Source organism: Sinosporangium album (genome assembly GCF_900100605.1).
GTDB classification, from domain to species: Bacteria; Actinomycetota; Actinomycetes; order Streptosporangiales; family Streptosporangiaceae; genus Sinosporangium; species Sinosporangium album.
Genome location: NZ_FNCN01000001.1, coordinates 101,135 through 114,461, shown reverse-complemented (window position 1 = coordinate 114,461; position 13,327 = coordinate 101,135). Strand labels below are relative to the sequence as shown.

General features: G+C 67.3%; 18 protein-coding genes and 1 tRNA gene. 9 read left to right on the top strand and 10 right to left on the bottom strand.

Annotated features, from left to right (window positions below; translation table 11 throughout):
- Positions 1-73: 73 nt before the first annotated feature.
- Together BLQ73_RS30835 and BLQ73_RS00535 are read right to left on the bottom strand one after the other, a co-directional pair.
- Positions 74-250: an alpha/beta fold hydrolase gene (locus BLQ73_RS30835; protein ID WP_143020059.1), complete on the bottom strand. Its 177-nt coding sequence runs from the start codon at positions 248-250 to the stop codon at positions 74-76.
- A gap of 349 nt (positions 251-599) precedes the next feature.
- Positions 600-1,025, bottom strand: coding sequence for a helix-turn-helix domain-containing protein (locus tag BLQ73_RS00535; protein WP_093167096.1), 426 nt, complete (start codon positions 1,023-1,025; stop codon positions 600-602).
- Between the two features lie 96 nt (positions 1,026-1,121).
- Between BLQ73_RS00535 and BLQ73_RS00530 the strand changes: the two genes are divergently transcribed.
- Positions 1,122-1,198 (top strand) — tRNA-Pro (locus BLQ73_RS00530).
- Between the two features lie 295 nt (positions 1,199-1,493).
- On the opposite strand, the gene BLQ73_RS00525 is transcribed toward BLQ73_RS00530, so the two are convergent.
- Positions 1,494-1,709, bottom strand: coding sequence for a hypothetical protein (locus tag BLQ73_RS00525; protein WP_093167094.1), 216 nt, complete (start codon positions 1,707-1,709; stop codon positions 1,494-1,496).
- Between the two features lie 140 nt (positions 1,710-1,849).
- Here BLQ73_RS00525 and BLQ73_RS00520 point away from each other — a divergent pair, with 140 nt between their 5' ends.
- Complete coding sequence (locus tag BLQ73_RS00520; protein ID WP_218125562.1) at positions 1,850-2,320, top strand: DUF2975 domain-containing protein; 471 nt, start codon at positions 1,850-1,852, stop codon at positions 2,318-2,320.
- On the top strand, positions 2,320-2,541 hold the full coding sequence (locus BLQ73_RS00515) for a helix-turn-helix domain-containing protein (RefSeq protein ID WP_093167090.1): 222 nt from the start codon (positions 2,320-2,322) through the stop codon (positions 2,539-2,541). Before BLQ73_RS00520 ends, BLQ73_RS00515 begins: the two co-directional genes overlap by 1 nt.
- A gap of 204 nt (positions 2,542-2,745) precedes the next feature.
- Here BLQ73_RS00515 and BLQ73_RS00510 read toward each other — a convergent pair whose 3' ends face one another.
- Positions 2,746-3,525 carry an IclR family transcriptional regulator gene (locus BLQ73_RS00510; protein WP_093167088.1) on the bottom strand — a complete coding sequence of 260 codons (780 nt, stop codon included), beginning with the start codon at positions 3,523-3,525 and terminating at the stop codon, positions 2,746-2,748.
- Between the two features lie 17 nt (positions 3,526-3,542).
- A complete protein-coding gene (locus BLQ73_RS00505; RefSeq protein WP_093167086.1) occupies positions 3,543-5,273 on the bottom strand; it encodes an acetolactate synthase catalytic subunit in 1,731 nt (576 codons plus the stop codon).
- Positions 5,274-5,426: 153 nt separating this feature from the next.
- Here BLQ73_RS00505 and BLQ73_RS00500 point away from each other — a divergent pair, with 153 nt between their 5' ends.
- The 3 genes from BLQ73_RS00500 to BLQ73_RS00490 are packed head-to-tail and all read left to right on the top strand — an operon-like array spanning position 5,427 to position 7,688.
- Positions 5,427-6,194, top strand: coding sequence for an alpha/beta fold hydrolase (locus BLQ73_RS00500; protein WP_176955197.1), 768 nt, complete (start codon positions 5,427-5,429; stop codon positions 6,192-6,194).
- A gap of 20 nt (positions 6,195-6,214) precedes the next feature.
- Positions 6,215-6,697 carry an aldehyde dehydrogenase family protein gene (locus BLQ73_RS00495; protein ID WP_093167082.1) on the top strand — a complete coding sequence of 161 codons (483 nt, stop codon included), beginning with the start codon at positions 6,215-6,217 and terminating at the stop codon, positions 6,695-6,697.
- Positions 6,698-6,716: 19 nt separating this feature from the next.
- Entirely contained in the window at positions 6,717-7,688 is a 972-nt protein-coding gene (locus BLQ73_RS00490; protein WP_093167080.1) for a phosphotriesterase family protein, read from the top strand.
- Positions 7,689-7,714: 26 nt separating this feature from the next.
- Here BLQ73_RS00490 and BLQ73_RS00485 read toward each other — a convergent pair whose 3' ends face one another.
- Complete coding sequence (locus BLQ73_RS00485; protein ID WP_093167078.1) at positions 7,715-7,966, bottom strand: hypothetical protein; 252 nt, start codon at positions 7,964-7,966, stop codon at positions 7,715-7,717.
- 109 nt (positions 7,967-8,075) lie between these two features.
- Positions 8,076-9,557 (bottom strand): MFS transporter, encoded by a 1,482-nt coding sequence (locus BLQ73_RS00480; protein ID WP_093167076.1) that lies wholly within the window; start codon positions 9,555-9,557, stop codon positions 8,076-8,078.
- Positions 9,558-9,704: 147 nt separating this feature from the next.
- Between BLQ73_RS00480 and BLQ73_RS00475 the strand changes: the two genes are divergently transcribed.
- The 3 genes from BLQ73_RS00475 (at position 9,705) to BLQ73_RS00465 (ending at position 11,061) form a co-directional block, all read left to right on the top strand.
- Positions 9,705-10,292 carry a TetR/AcrR family transcriptional regulator gene (locus BLQ73_RS00475; protein ID WP_093167074.1) on the top strand — a complete coding sequence of 196 codons (588 nt, stop codon included), beginning with the start codon at positions 9,705-9,707 and terminating at the stop codon, positions 10,290-10,292.
- An 86-nt stretch (positions 10,293-10,378) separates the two neighbouring features.
- On the top strand, positions 10,379-10,831 hold the full coding sequence (locus BLQ73_RS33725; RefSeq protein WP_338056568.1) for an SDR family oxidoreductase: 453 nt from the start codon (positions 10,379-10,381) through the stop codon (positions 10,829-10,831).
- On the top strand, positions 10,828-11,061 hold the full coding sequence (locus BLQ73_RS00465) for a hypothetical protein (RefSeq protein ID WP_093167072.1): 234 nt from the start codon (positions 10,828-10,830) through the stop codon (positions 11,059-11,061). Before BLQ73_RS33725 ends, BLQ73_RS00465 begins: the two co-directional genes overlap by 4 nt.
- Here the strand turns inward: BLQ73_RS00465 and BLQ73_RS00460 are convergent.
- From BLQ73_RS00460 to BLQ73_RS00450, 3 genes are all read right to left on the bottom strand, one after another.
- Positions 11,058-11,819 carry a class I SAM-dependent methyltransferase gene (locus BLQ73_RS00460; RefSeq protein ID WP_093167070.1) on the bottom strand — a complete coding sequence of 254 codons (762 nt, stop codon included), beginning with the start codon at positions 11,817-11,819 and terminating at the stop codon, positions 11,058-11,060. The genes BLQ73_RS00465 and BLQ73_RS00460 overlap by 4 nt on opposite strands.
- Before the next feature lie 309 nt (positions 11,820-12,128).
- Positions 12,129-12,419, bottom strand: coding sequence for a DUF1905 domain-containing protein (locus tag BLQ73_RS00455; RefSeq protein WP_093167068.1), 291 nt, complete (start codon positions 12,417-12,419; stop codon positions 12,129-12,131).
- Between the two features lie 483 nt (positions 12,420-12,902).
- Positions 12,903-13,262: a VOC family protein gene (locus tag BLQ73_RS00450; RefSeq protein WP_093167066.1), complete on the bottom strand. Its 360-nt coding sequence runs from the start codon at positions 13,260-13,262 to the stop codon at positions 12,903-12,905.
- Positions 13,263-13,327 lie beyond the last annotated feature (65 nt).

The following is a 13,327-nucleotide window of genomic DNA, read 5'->3' as shown; positions in this document are numbered from 1 at the left end:
TAAATTGAGACCATTGCTTGATCTCGCGCCGTGCCCTCCTGTCCGCGTGCCCGCGCGTGCCCGCGCGTGGCGTTCAGGCCGCGCGGCCGGCGAGCCACGGCAGCATGTCGGGCATCACGTTCAGCGCGCGGAAATGGGCGGCGCCTTCCTCGACCCGCATCGTCGCCGTCGGAATGCGGTCCGCCAGCCACCGCGAATGCTCCACGGGTGAGAACACATCCTGCTCCCCGTGCCAGAGCAGCGTCGGCACCCAGATTTCCGTGGGGGTCGAACCCCCACGGCGAACAGAACGCGATGGCATCGTCGATCCACCCGTCGGGAGAGTTGCGCAGCGCCTCCGCATAGTTCTCCAGCAGCATCGTGCGCACCCCCGGATTCGCCAGCACACGCCGATCCGCCTCGGGGACCTCCTCGTAAATGCGGTAGAGGAGCCGTCCCGGATCGGCCCTGATCGCCTCCGCCGCGGGCGCCAGCAAGTCCGCCAGACGCGCCCGACCGGCCCGCGCCGTCGTGAACTCCGCGACATTGGACTCACTCATCCCCGCCAGCCAGTTCAGCCCCTCGGCCCCATCGCGCACTTCACCGGCTCACAAAGACTCTCAACCCTCGTCGAGCACTTTCCGAACCTCTGCCACCAGTGCCCCGATGTGCGACTCCGCCCCCGCAGGCACCTCACAGAACCCGGTGTCCGGCCGATAATCGACGTCAAGCCCCGCGCCCACCAGCCGCTGCGCCCACCGCAATGCCGTGTTCAGCTTCTCCCGGGGAACCGTACGGCCCTGCGCCACCGTCGACAACGTCCGCAGGTTCGTCGCCGGCCCCGACTGCCGATCCTCGGCCCGCAGCCTCCACGGGATCGCCCCGCTGTGATCCAGCATCGCCTTCGACAGCCCGGCCGCCCGCTTCGCCTGCAACACCCCCGAAGCCGACACCCCGAACCTCTCGGCCAACTGCTGCACCGACCACCCCTCCGCCACCAACCGCGCCAACTCCCCGCGGTCGATCTGCGGCCTACGCCCAGCCATCCCGACACCTCCCCGCGCGCCCACCCTTCCGAGTGCGCATACACCGCCGTTCTGCGCTAAGGTAATCACGTCCGGTCCGAACAGGGCCAAGGGCACCGGGACGTAGCGCAGCTTGGTAGCGCACTTGACTGGGGGTCAAGGGGTCGCAGGTTCAAATCCTGTCGTCCCGACCAGCGTTCTCGCAGGTCGTAGGCGGTATCGGAGGGATCCGATGCCGCCTTTTGGTTGTTCTGGGGGCCGGTTGGGGACGCGGGCTGGCCATCAGGCGGGGCATCGCGACCACCATCCGCGACGACCGCTGATCCCGGCCCCACGGTGTGTCTCGTCCGGCGGCGGGCCGCGTCGGCTGTCCCGCACGCCCGGCCGTACGGCGGTGGGTCCGGCAAGGGGGCGCCGCTCGATCTCCTGCGGGGTGCGGGGCGTGAGCTCCTCGACCACCGCTCCGGGTCGCCGGGTCGGTCACGGACATCACGGCGGTGGGGGCGGTGGTGGTGACTGCGCCGCGACCTCCTCCTGCCGGATTCTGCTGCTCGGGGGCAGCTCTCCGGCGAGGATCGCCGTGCGCAGGCCGTCGGCGATGCGCCGGCTGGTGTCCACGTGCCGTGCCTTGTCGGTCTGGCGCGAGGCGCCCGGGCCCGGGGCTGCCATGGCCGTGCGGGTGACGGATGAATGAGCGTCGGTCATGAGGACATGACGCCTAAAGCGCCGGGCGGGGCCGGGTGTCAGAGGAACCCTTGCTTCACCTATCGAGATTCGATAGATTCTCATCGTATAACGATAGGAGGGTGAGTTATGGGGAAGGGTGAGTTATGGGAAAGGTGACAGTGCGTGCGCTTCGCGCCGTGCTCGTGGTGCTGCTCGCCGACACCGTGTTCGTACAGGCATTGATGATGTGGGCCTTGGCCACCGACCCGGAGGACGGGTCACTCCCGCTGACCCCGCTGCGCGTGATCACGATCCTGGGCATGGTGTCGGGCCAAGTCGCCCTGGTCGGCGTGTGGCGGCTGGTGACGATGGTGCAACGCGGAACCGTGTTCTCCCGCGCCGCCTTCCGGTACGTGAATGCCGTGATCGGGGCGATCGTGGCGGCTGCCCTCCTGTGGTTCGCGGTCACGGCCCTCAATGCGCCGGGCCAGCGGGCCGACCCGGGCGTCACCGTCATCATGGGCGGGGTCGGCCTGGCCATCCTGGGCTGCGCGCTCATCGTGCTCGTGCTGCGGATGCTGCTCGCCCAGGCCGTCGCGCGCGACGTCGAAGCGGCGCGGATGCAGGCCGAGTTGGACGAGGTGATCTGATGCCGATCGTCGTCGACATCGACGTGATGCTGGCCAGGCGGAAGATGTCCGTGGGCGACCTCGCGGACCGCGTAGGGATCACGCCCGCCAACCTGGCGGTCCTCAAGAACGGCCGCGCTAAGGCGGTGCGCTTCGCGACGCTCGCCGCGCTCTGCGAGGCACTCGAGTGCCAGCCGGGCGACCTGCTGCGCTGGGAGGCCGAGGGCGCCGCAGGCGGATGACGTGTCCCGGCTAGGGCTGCAAGGCCGGGGTGAGTGCGCCGTCACTCCGCTCGGCAAGCTGCTGGACGGCGGCCTCGTAGTGGATCTCTCCGGCCTCTACCTGCGCCCCGAGTAGCTTGATCTGATCTAAGAGGTACAAGAGAAGAAATGATCAACGCGGAACGTCTCACACTTCTCTCACAGCCCCCGATACGGCGTGCGGCCTCACGGTGCGAGACCGAGGACTGCCGTTGCCTTATGTGCTGCGTCGAGCACCGTGCCGACCAGTTTGTCCTGGGCTTCGCTGAACCGAGATGTCGGTGCGACGATTCCGACGGCACCGGCTATGGAACCGTCGTGTTCGAAGAACGGGGAACCGATCGCCGTGATGCCGGGGCTGGAGTCGATGTCAACGGCCCACCCCCGTGTCCGGACCTCCTCGAGTTCTTGGAGCAGAGAGGTGTGAAATCGCCGCTGGGCGGTCGGGGTCATGCCGGTCAGGTTGCGGGCGATGATCTCGTCCCGCAGCGTGGTGTCGGCGTGGGCGAGTACGGCCTTGCCCGCTGCGCGGTGTGGCTCGTTGCCTGTGAGGCCGATGTAGAGCCCGGTGACACGCAGCGGTTGCGATCCTTCGACCAGAATTTTCAAGATCAGGTTCCTGTCGTCGAGAGTCGACAGGAACGAGGTTTCGGCAGTCGTTCCGGCAAGCTCGCTGACGATGCCCGCGAGCTTGTCGTTGATGTTGAAATTGAGCTGGTAGGTCCGGAACAGGGCGCCCACGCCGGCTCCGAGTTGGAGTGTGGCGTCGGCTCGGCGCTCGAGGTAGCCGCGTGCGAGCAGAGTCCGCATCAGGTGGTAGCAGGTCGTGATGTTCAAGCCGAGGCCGACGGAGACCTGTTGCACCGTCGGTGCGGGCTCGGCGGCGGCCACGTACTCGAGAAAGCTCAGCGCTCGCTCGACTGTTTGCAGAGTCTGCGGGGCGGACTTGGCCGAAGTGCTGTTCACTATCTGAAATTATCAGATTACGGGGCGGGTCGGACCCGATGCGGTGGGGTGTTGAGCCGGTCGGTGGACACGTCGAACGCCCGGACAGGCGGATAGGCGTCGGGGTCGACGATCACGTCGATGACCGTGGTGCCGCTGGAGTCCAACGCTTTCCGCAATGCGGGGGCGATGGCGTCCGGATGCTCGACCACGATCCCCGCGGCTCCCACGGCGGTCGCGATGGCGGCGTGGTCCACGGGATCGAGCTCCACACCGGTGGTCGTTTCGCCGAACGCGGCATTCTCGGCATGTCGCTGGGCTCCCAGGACCGAGTTGTTGAGCACCACGACGGTCACCGGAAGGCGCTCTCGCACAGCGGTTTCCAGCTCGGACCAGACGTGTGCGAAGCCACCGTCGCCGACGACCGCGATGACACGCCGCCCAGGTGCGGCGATTTTCGCTCCCAGGGCCAGAGGCAGTCCCCAGCCGAGACCGGCCAGACCTCGTGGCATGAGGAAACGCTGGCCGGGCCGCTTCGCCAGGAGGTAGCCGGCGATCCAGAACGAGGAGTAACTGGCGTCGGCGACCACGATGTCGTCGGGGTCGAGGAGTCGGCCGAGTTCGGCGAAAAGGCGTTCCGGGGCGATAGGGGTCTCACCGGATTCCAGCAGCGGGGTGACGGCCTCGAAGTGCTGCTGACGGCCGGCGGCGATGGTGGCTCTGAGCTCTTCTGACCGGGCGACGCGGAGAGTGAGATCGGTTGCCGCCAGGGCGGCCGTGAGGTCCCCGAGCGCGGCCCGGGCGTCGCCGAGCAGGCGTAGGGACTCATAGTTTCGTCCCACCTCGAGCGGGTCGACATCGATGTGGATATAGGTGGCGTCGGGGGATGTCAGTGTCCAGGCCTCGGTGCCGTTCTCATTCGTCCGGGTACCGACCAGCAGGACGACGTCGGCTCCGGCGATCAAGGGAAGGTGAAAGTGCGCGGGTCCGCGCTCGCCGGTGATGTTGGCGGCGACTCCCAGTGACAGCGGACCCGATTCGTCCACGGCGCCCTTGCCCATGTTCGTCGTGACCACAGGGAGGTGGGCGATCTCCTGCAGCGCGGCCAGTTCGGCCACCGCACCCGAGCCGTGCACTCCGCCGCCCGCGACGACCAGGGGCGACCGCGCCGCGGCGATGAGCTGCGCCGCCCGCGACACCGCGGCGGCGTCAGGCCGGGGACGGTCGAGCGGGAAGGCCCCGAGATCCGCAGTGCGCGCGAATCGCCCCGGCGCAGCGGGCTTTCCGAGGACGTCCCGGGGGAGGAGCAGGACGACCGGCCCGGGTCGTCCGCTGTTCGCCATGGTCAAAGCCTGGTCGATGGTGTCCTCCACGCGCGTGGGGTCATCGATGCGCCGCGTCCACTTCGAGACGCTCGCGAACAGCGCGACGTGGTCCAGTTCCTGGAACGCGTTGCGGTCGCGATTGCCTGACGGCACCTCCTGCACCAGCACGAGCATCGGTATCGACGCTTTGAGCGCTTCTGCCATCGGGGCGACGAGCAGGGTTGCGGCAGGGCCGTTCTGGGCCGCCACCACCCCGATCCGGCCGGAGATCCGCGAGAACCCATCGGCCATCGCGCCGCCCGCGTTCTCCGTGCGGTAGAGGATCTGGCGGATTCCGATGCGCTCGGCGGCGAGCATCAACTCGGTCGGATTGCTTTGGGCCAGGATCGCCTCGACCCCGTGACGGGCCAGTGCGCCTGCGATGACGTCGGAGACAGTGGTCATGTCCCGGACCGTTTCAAACTATGAATCATATGTCAAATATCGAATATTTCATTATTTGAAATGAGATTCGAATATTGACATGCAGTGATGTGGCTCATACCGTCGGACGGTGAGCGCGCCTCGGCCCCTCATCACCGAAGATCTGGAGTTCTCATGACCATCGACACTGGTGAACCGCATCTGAGCCCGGTGCTCTGCCTGCACTCGCTGTTCCTCGATCCGCGCGCCTTCGACGGCCTCGCCGCCGCTGGAGCCGGGCGCTTCCGGTTCATCGCGCCGGAGTTCCTCGGGCAGGCCGGCCGCCTTGACGAGGTCGACGCGACCGTGACCATGGATCAGTGCACCGACGACGTGCTCGCCCTGGTCGACCGGCTCGGCCTCACCTCTGTGTCGATCGTCGGGCAGTCGATGGGCGGCGACGTCGCGGTCCGCATAGCGGCTCGCCGACCCGATCTGGTCGGCAGGCTGGTGCTGATGGGCTCGTCGGCAAGAGCCGAGACCGACGAGCATCTCGACCTGTTCGGAGCGTTCGTCGACAGGTTCGAGCGGGAGGGATTCACCCCGGAGGTCGTGGACTTCGTCAAGGGCATCCTTTTCGCGGCGACCGTTCTCAACGACCCGGCTCGCTCCGACATTCACGAGACGTGGACCAAGCGTCTCGGCGAGCTCTCTCCCAGGCTCGCTCATGCCGCACGGGGCGTCGTCCAGCGGGAGGACGCACTCGCCCTGCTGCCTCTGATCACCGCGCGGACACTCATCATCTCCGGGACCCAGGACCAGGCCCGCCCGCCGGCCTGGTCGGACGAGATGTTCGACGCGATTCCGAACGCCGAACTCTGGCGCATCAAGACCGCAGGTCACAGTCCCTGCCTCGAAGCCCCGGACGCCGTCATCCCGCGTGTCCTCGAGTTTCTCGCCTAGTGCGGGACGGAGAAGGCGACATGACCACTCCTCCCGGGCTTGCGGTGGACTTTCTTGCCTGGTCGCACCCGCTGTTCATCGACGGCGAGTTCGCCGATGCTCTCGACGGCAAGACATTCGAGACGATCGATCCGGGCACCGGCAAAGTGCTCAGCACGGTGGCGGAAGCATCGGAACGGGACGTCGATCGTGCGGTGGCCGCGGCCCGTCGCGCCACGGAAGGTCCATGGTCGGTCATGTCGCCCAGCGAGCGGGGCCGCATCGTGCACCGCATCGGAGACCTGATCGCCGAGCACGCTGAAGAACTCGCGGAACTGGAATCACTCGACACCGGAAAGCCGGCCGGCGCAGCGCTCACCGTCGAGATCCCGCTCGCCGCGGACATGTTCTGGTACATGGCCGGCGCGGCACGGCGGATCAAGCGGAGCGGCTGGGGCCGGGAGAAGGGCGACGCCGTACTGGAGCAGTACCTCGAAACCAAGTCCGTCGTCGTGGCGCTGTGAAATCCGAGAATGGGCAAACATGACCGACATACAGACAGTTGCCGGGCCTGTCGACTCCAGTGGGCTGGGCCGGACGCTCGTCCATGAACACGTCTTCGTGCTCGGCGAGGAGTACCGGCAGAATTACCAGGATGACTGGGACGAGGACCAGAAGGTGGAGCAGGCGGTCCACGACCTCAACGAGCTCAAGGCGCTCGGCATCGACACCATCATGGATCCCACGGTTCTGGGGCTCGGCCGGTACATCCCGCGTATAAAGCGCATCGCCGTGCGAACAAACCTGAACATCATCGTCGCGACCGGGCTCTACACCTTCAACGACCTTCCGCACCAGTTCATCAGTCGCGGGCCCGGCCTGCTCATCGACATCGAGGAACCGCTGACCGAACTGTTCATCCAGGACCTGACGAAGGGGATCGGCGACACCGGCGTGCGCGCCGCATTCCTCAAGTGCGCCATTGATGCGCAAGGTCTCACGCCCGGTGTGGAGCGCACGATGAGGGCGGTCGCGCAGGCCGGCGTCGAGACCGGGGCTCCGATCACCGTGCACACGCACGTCGGATCCGAGTCCGGACTGGTTGCGCAGCGGGTTCTCGCGGAAGAGGGCGTCGATCTGAGCCGGGTGGTGATCGGCCATGCGGGCGACAGTACCGATCTGGATTATCTCTGCCGCCTGGCGGATGCCGGTTCGATGCTGGGCCTCGACCGTTTCGGACTCGACGCGTTCCTGCCGCTCCAGCAGCGGATCGACACCCTCGTGGGCCTCGTGCGACGTGGCTACGCGGAGAGCATCGTTGTTTCGCATGATGCGTCCTGTTTCATGGACTTCGTCTCGGTAGAGGAACGCCCCCGATTGGGGGAGAAATGGAACTACCGCCTCATATCCACGGAGGTCATTCCCGCATTGCTCGAGGCTGGTGTCGCTGACCGCACCATCGAAACCATGCTCGTGGACAACCCTCGCCGGTACTTCGAGGGGGCGAGGGCATGACCGCGGCGAAGGGCCGCCGCCCGGCCTTATCCGCTGCCCTCTGGATTTTCGAGGACTTCGTCGTCGCTGATCTGGAAGCGCAGTCCGTCCATCAGGTGGTCGGGCGCGTGCGGGGCGTCGCCGAATACCGGGTCGGGCCAGGTGGGGTTGAAGGACACGATCACGCGACCGTCGCGGGCGTAGAAGGCGCCTAGATCACGGTCGGCGGCCCCGCTATGCGCCGTGTTCACCATGCGGAGTGAGGCGTTGAGAGAGGGAACCCAGTCATTGCCGACCATGCTGCCGTCAACGCCGATCGCTGCAAAGGTGGATCGGAACGGGTACTCGTCGCACTGCTTATTCGGATCGTCACGCGTGGCGCTTACCTCCTACTCATTATGTGTACCGTCACCCCTCCTTGAGGTCGGGACGCTTTCCGCGCACCACGAAGACCACGATCAGTAGCCCCACCACCGCGAAGAGGGAACCGAGGGTGAAGGCGGCGGAGACGCCCTCCGCCAGGGTCCGGCGAGCCGCCTCGGCCTCGCTCAGCCCGGCCGGGAGACGCTCCTGCGCCGCCCGCAGGGACCGGCCGAACGCCGTGACAAGGAGGGCGAGTCCGAGCGATCCGCCGACGGTCAGCATGGCCTGGAGGACGCCCGAGGCGGCCCCGGTGTCCTCCTCGGGCGTCTCGGACATCACGGTGAGGTTGTGCGAGACGAGCGCGAGCCCGGCGCCCAAGCCGAAGAGGACCAACGGCCCCAGCACCCCGGTGAGGTAGTCGCTGTCGGGGGAGAGCCGGGTGAGCCACGCGGTGGCCAGGCCGACGCTGACGATGCCGGTCACGGCCACCGGCTTGGTGCCGAACCGGGGGAGGATCTTCGGTACGAACTGTGAGGCCCCGAATACCGCGGCGGCCATGGGCAGGAAGGCGAGGCCGGCGGTCAGCGCGTCGTAGCCCAGGACGCCCTGGAGGAACTGGACCAGGAAGAACCACATGCTGGTGAGGGTGGCGGCGAGCAGCAGCAGGTTGACGTAGGCGCCTGCGCGGGTCCGCCGGGTGAACAGCCGCAGCGGCATGATGGGCTGCGCGGCCCGCCGCTCGATCGCAAGGAACGCCGCCATGAGCACGACCCCCACGGTGAAGGAGACCAGCGCCAAGGGGTCGCTCCAGGGGCCCTCGGAGACCCGGATGAAGCCGTAGACCAGGGCGGTCATACCCGCGGTGGAGGTCAGCGCGCCACCCACGTCGAACCGGCCGGGGTTGCGGCCGGTCTCCTTGATGTGGCGCGGAGCCAGGGCGACGACGAGGGCGCCGAACGGGATGTTGATGAACAGGACCCAGCGCCAGGACAGGCCGGTGGTGAGGATGCCGCCGAGGACGAGGCCGAGTGCGAGACCGGAACCGGCGACGGTGGAGTAGATGGCGAAGGCGCGGTTGCGTTCCTTGCCCTCCTGGAAGTTGGTCGCCAGCAGGGCGATGCCGGTCGGCGCGGCGAGGGCGGCGCCGACTCCCTGGAGCGCCCGGGCCGCCACCAGTGTCTCGGCGGTGGGCGCGAGCCCGCCGATCGCGGAGGCCACGGTGAACAGGACGGTGCCCGCGATGAAGACCTTGCGGTGTCCGAGGATGTCTCCGGCCCGCCCGCCGAGCAGCAGCAGTCCGCCGAAGGCGAGGAGGAAGGCGTTGATCACCCAGGAGAGTTGGGCCTCTCCGAAGCCGAGATCCTCCCGCACGGTGGGCAGGGCCACGTTCATGATCGTGGTGTCCAGTTGGAGCATGAACTCGCAGGACACGATGAGGGCGAGCGTGATCGCCGGGTTGCGGGTCAGTAATCCCGCCGCGGGGGTGGTCCCGTCTGCCTGACTCTGCTGCCGTGCTGACTGCGACATGTGCCGACTTTCTCCTGGGGGTTGGGACAGCGGGCGGGCTGTGCCAGGGTGCAAGAGGGGGGCAAGCGGAGATAGTCTCCGTCTGGAGTCAGAACCGTACCGGAGACACTGTCCGTTTTCAATGCGCCCGCGAGACGAGGAGTCCCCATGACCCCGGCCACCCCCGCCGACCAGCGGCGGCCCATGCGCGCCGACGCACGCAGGAACTACGACCTACTGGTGGCCGTGGCCACCGAACTCTTCCGCGAGCAGGGCGCGGACGCGCCCATGGACGACATCGCCAAACGGGCCGGGGTGGGCCCCGGCACCCTCTACCGCCACTTCCCGCACCGCGACGCCCTGCTCGCCGCCGTGGTGGCCGACAGCATCGACGCGCTGTACGCGCGGGCCGAGGAACTGCTCACGGAGGAGGACGCCGACGAGGCGCTCCGGCTGTGGCTCGTCGCCGCCACGCGGCACGCGGGTATCTGCCGAGGTCTCGCCGCGTCCCTGGTCAGCAGCATGTACGACGAGGGCTCGCCGCTGCGCGCCTCCTGCGACCGGATGCACGAGGCCGGGGCCCGGCTCCTGCGCCGCGCCCAGCAGGAGGGCAGCGCACGCGAGGAGTTCGACGCGGCGGTGCTCTTCGAGCTGGTCGCCGCCGTGGCCTGGGTCGCCGAGCGCTCCACCGATGGGCTCGCCTCGGCCGAGCGCCTTCTGCCCGCCCTCTCCAAGGGGCTCATCGCCGGTCGGTGAGCGGGCGCGACGCGCCTGGCCGCAGGCGATGTCGGCGCGCTGAAGCGCCGCAGTGATCTTGTGTACGTCCGGGTGCAGGTAGCTGGGTGGTGGTCAGTGACCCGTGGCCGGCGAGCGACCGGTACGTGGCCCAGCGGGCGCGGGAGAGCGGCTCGTCCTTCGCGGAGGCCGAGCGGGCCGTGGTGGCGGAGGTACGGCCGACTTCGTTGGTGCGGCGGCTGATCCGGCCCGAGGAGGTTGCCGACCTCATCGTGTACCTCGCGTCCGACCGGTCCTCGGCCACCACCGGGGAGCGCTGCGGGTCGACGGCGGCATTGCCCCGGCAGTGTCACCGGGATCGAACAGCACGCCGCTACCGGAGGTGGGACCGCCGGCAGGGCTGGCGCTTGGTTGTGATCCATGCCGCGACTGAGTCGGCGCCACGGAATCCGAAGGCAATGCCGAACAAGACGACAAGCCCGATCATGGCCGCATTGGTCAGCTCGTCTCCGAAGGAGCCGGTCTGTCGGCCTTCGCCGTTCATGACAGCCGCCGGATGATCGTGGTGCCGGAGATTCGGCCGAACAGCAGGACCTCTACGACCCAGCAGAAGGCCGACGTGACCGCGCAAGTGTTGCGCACGGACCGGATTCTCTACGAGGTCGAACAGACCGGCGGTGACGTCCGCCGCATCTGCGACCTTTTCAGCGTCAGCATCGAGACCGCGTTGCGCTATGCCGGCACAATCCTCGGGCCACCTGTCCCCGCCGAGTCCACGCCCACGCGCTAGCCCAGCGGCCGACGGGCTGCGATGAGGTGGCGGCTGGAGTGCGCGATGAACGGCCCGTCCTGCTGGATGCGGTTGTGGAGATCGCGGAGCCGGTCGCGGTACTTCTCGACGGTGAATCCGGGCACCCACCAGATCACCTTCCGCAGCAGGTAGACCACAGCCGCGACGTCATGGATCTCGATGCGCAGCCTCGCTGTTCGCAGATCGACGATCTCCAGTCCGGCGCCTTCCGCCGCTGCGGTCTCGTCGTCGGGGTGGCGTCCTCGGCGGGCCTCGGGCTGCGGGCCGAGGAAGAACTCGATCAGCTCGAACACGCTCGCCGGCCCGACGTGCTGGGCGAAGTAGGTGCCGCCGGGCTGGAGCACGCGGGCGATCTCCTCCCACCAGATCGTCGTGGGATGCCTGCTGGTGACCAGATCGAAGGCCTCATCGGCAAACGGCAGCGGCGGCTGGTCCGGGTCGGCGACGATGACCACGCCGCGTGGATGCAGCACTCGGGTGGCTTTGATGACGTTCGGCGGCCACGATTCCGTTGCGACCGCGGTGGGAGGAAAAGTCTTCGCTTCGGCAAGCACCTCGCCGCCACCGGTCTGGATGTCCAGAGATGCCGACGCCCGGCTGAGCCGGTCGGCGAGCTGCTGGGCGTACCCCCAGGAGGGGCGTTCCTCGGTGGCACGCCCGTCCAGCCAGGAGAAATCCCACCCGGACACGTCAGCGGAGCCGCCGGCTTCCAGCAGCGACTCGAGTGTGTCGGTCATGCTTAGATTCTCCTCTGCCAGAGGGGTCTGCCGCACGAGCATTACGGCGTCCGCTGTCCCACCCGGACAGAGCCCTCAATCGAGGTTGTTCCGATCGTCGGGTGAGAGGACCGGACGGAGGTTCTCATACGTTCATGCGCGGAGCGTCGTGCGCGGACGGCGGGTGAAGACAGCAGACCGCGCACGTTCTCGATGACCACGAGCTGGGGTCGCATCGCGAGAACGACCGCCGGCCGCGCAACGGCAGACATGGGTTCGCAACAGTGCCCTGGATCGTCGCCGGAGTCCGTGAGGACGGATCGGTCTGTATCACGAGCGTCGGTTCTGCAGGCGCACTGTGACGACATCGCCGGTGTCCTTGCCGAGCTGCTTGCGCACTTTCGCGTTGAGAGAAAGCATGTGACCTCCGGTACCGGTGACCATCAGCCCCACGTTCGGCAGCGCGATACCGTCGACGGTTGCGTCTACGCGAACACTCTTCTTGGTGCCCAGGAGTTCGGCTGAGCCTGGAACTTCCACGCAGGTCCAGATGTCACCCTTGATGTCCACACCGATCTTTGCGTCAAAGGTGAAGTCGAGCGGAGTTGATTCGTTGGACATGGCTGCAGTCCTGTCATTACTTCGGATGATTACGTCCGATACGGATTGGTATGTGTGGTGATGGCTTGCTGGGGCCGCTGTGCAAGACAGCTCCGATCAGCCCGGTTCGATCACTTGACGAATCTCGACGCCTGAGACGTAGCTCGCCGCTGTCTCCGGCAAGAGCTCGCCATGCAGCTGGCCTCGTCGAGATTTGAGGCGTCGATTAGATGGAAGCCACCGCCGGTCACCTGGGCGTCCAGGAACGGACCCTGGAATTCCCCGCTGACTCTCCAGCTCGTGACAAGAGGGTCGTCGCTGAGTCGGCCGCTGCGAGTTCGCCGCCCACTGGAACGGCAGCGCCGGCGACCTCGGCGAACCTCTGGTGTCCCCCCTCGATTCTTCGTGCTCGACCGGCCCCGCCTCGGGCCACTCCCTGTGGTCACCGGGGATCAAGGGCTGTACTTCATGGTGTGCTCCGGGTTCGCATCTGCATGGCTCAACTCACGAACCGACGACGCCGATTCGGTTGCCGTCGGGGTCCAAGAACGCCCCGATCTTACCCATCGGGGTCTCCACAGGACCGAAGACGATGGTGCCGCCGACGGAAACGACCCGCTCCAGCGTTGTGGCGACATCGTCGACAGCGAAATACGTCGTAGTGCCGGTGTAGGGACTGTCCGAACCTGCGAGACCGATGCCACCGACCGGGTTCCCTCGGGCGTCCGACATCAGCGAGTAGGTGTCGTCCACCGTTGTGACCTGCCACCCGAACAACGAGGAGTAGAACTCGGCTGTGCGGATCGCGTCGGGGGTGGACACGTCGAACCATGCGGCTGCGTGGCGGTTCTCATTGCTTGTCATGGTGAACTCCTGTGGTTGAGTCTTGAGGTGGTCTCACTGGGTATGACTGCGGCGGGGCGCCGGAA